Source organism: Pseudofrankia coriaricola (assembly GCF_032027725.1).
In the GTDB taxonomy this organism is placed as follows: domain Bacteria; phylum Actinomycetota; class Actinomycetes; order Frankiales; family Frankiaceae; genus Pseudofrankia.
This window is the reverse complement of record NZ_JASNFO010000198.1, coordinates 1-1807: the sequence shown is the minus strand read 5'-3', so window position 1 is coordinate 1807 and position 1807 is coordinate 1. Positions and strand designations below refer to the sequence as shown.

At 64.3% G+C, this 1807-nt stretch carries 2 protein-coding genes; both read right to left on the bottom strand.

The window, feature by feature from the left end:
- Positions 1-135: 135 nt before the first annotated feature.
- On the bottom strand, positions 136-975 hold the full coding sequence (locus QOZ89_RS47065) for an IS5 family transposase (protein WP_312630403.1): 840 nt from the start codon (positions 973-975) through the stop codon (positions 136-138).
- Positions 976-1259: 284 nt separating this feature from the next.
- Positions 1260-1807 (bottom strand): transposase (locus QOZ89_RS47060; RefSeq protein ID WP_312630402.1); only part of this gene is annotated, 548 nt, incomplete at its 5' end.

The window sequence follows — 1807 nt, the reverse complement described above, 5'->3', positions numbered from 1 at the left end:
CGGGATGCGCGAACGTGCTCCTACGACGCGAAACACGCAAAGGCAGCCGGCCTCAAAGAGGAATTATCGTCACCAGGGCTGCGTAAACATCCACTAAGTGGGTGTTCGATCCCGCGGGTTTCGTTTAATTCGGATTCATGTTCCTCGCCAGGTTGGGGTTGATTCGCCGGTGGCGCGGCGGGCCAAGAGGTCGATCATGGCAAGGTGGATCATGGCTTCGGAACGGGTGGGGTGGGCTTCGTAGTCGCGGGCGAGGCGGCGGTAGGACATGAGCCAGCCGAAGGTGCGCTCCACGATCCAGCGGTGTGGGAGGGGAATGAATCCCTTGGTTGCGGGGTCGCGGCGGACGGTCTCGATGTCAATACCGAGTCGGGCGCCGTGTTCGATGACCGCGCTGCGGTAGGCGCTGTCGGCCCAGACCTTTCGGATTCTGGGATGGGCGGCGGCGAGAGTGGTCAGCGGGCGGAGGCCGGCTCGGCCGTCGGATGTGTCGGCCGAGGTGACCAGGACCGTGAGCAGCAGCCCGAGTGTGTCGACGATGATGGTGCGTTTCCGTCCGACGATCTTCTTGCCGGCGTCGATGCCCTGGGTGGCAGCTGGAACGGTGGGAGCGGTCTTGACGCTCTGGGAGTCGATCACGCAGGCGGTGGGTTCGGGGTCGTGGCCCGCGTCGGTACGGACATGGTGTCGCGTGAGGTCGAGGAGCTGGTCGAGGACGCCGTCGTTGTGCCAGTGAGCGAAGTAGCCGTAGACGGTTTCCCAGGGCGGGTAGTCGTGGGGGAGGTAGCGCCAGGGGATACCAGTGCGGTCGACGTACAGGATCGCATTGAGGATGCTGCGCAGATCGTGTGTTGGAGGGCGTCCGATGTTGAGGCCTTTCTGGTGGCGTTCGGCGCGCCAGGCGGTCAGCACGGGTTCGACCAGCTTCCACCGCGCGTCGGACAGGTCGCTGGGGTAACGTCGCTGCTCGGTCATGGTTGCGGCCTACCGCGGATCGGCGGTGCCTACCCGGAGTTCTCTCCGCCACCGATAAGGGTCGCAAAGCATCAGACTGCGGGATGAGACGGGATCTTCCGGGCGAACACCGCGCCGCCATAGGTGTCATATCCGTCAGAATATGCCGGACCGCCCGTGAATCTCGGAGAGCGATGGCTGCGCGTGACCGTCGGGCGGGAAATAAACTGGCCGACAGTGCCCGAGAAAGGACCAAACACCCTTTAAGTGGGTGTTCGATCCCGCGGGTTTCGTTTAATTCAGATTCATGTTCCTCGCCAGGTTGGGGTTGATTCGCCGGTGGCGCGGCGGGCCAAGAGGTCGATCATGGCAAGGTGGATCATGGCTTCGGAACGGGTGGGGTGGGCTTCGTAGTCGCGGGCGAGGCGGCGATAGGACATGAGCCAGCCGAAGGTGCGCTCCACGATCCAGCGGTGTGAGAGGGGAATGAATCCCTTGGTTGTGGGGTCGCGGCGGACGGTCTCGATGTCAATGCCGAGTCGGGCGCCGTGTTCGATGACCGCGCTGCGGTAGGCGCTGTCGGCCCAGACCTTTCGGATTCTGGGATGGGCGGCGGCGAGGGTGGTCAGCGGACGGAGGCCGGCTCGGCCGTCGGATGTGTCGGCCGAGGTGACCAGGACCGTGAGCAGCAGCCCGAGTGTGTCGACGATGATGGTGCGTTTCCGTCCGACGATCTTCTTGCCGGCGTCGATGCCCTGGGTCCGCTGAGCTGGGCGTTTGTGTTGGGGTGACACGTTGTGGCTGTTGCTTGATCGTGGCGGTGGGGCGTGGATGATCTGGGTTTGTGGCTGAC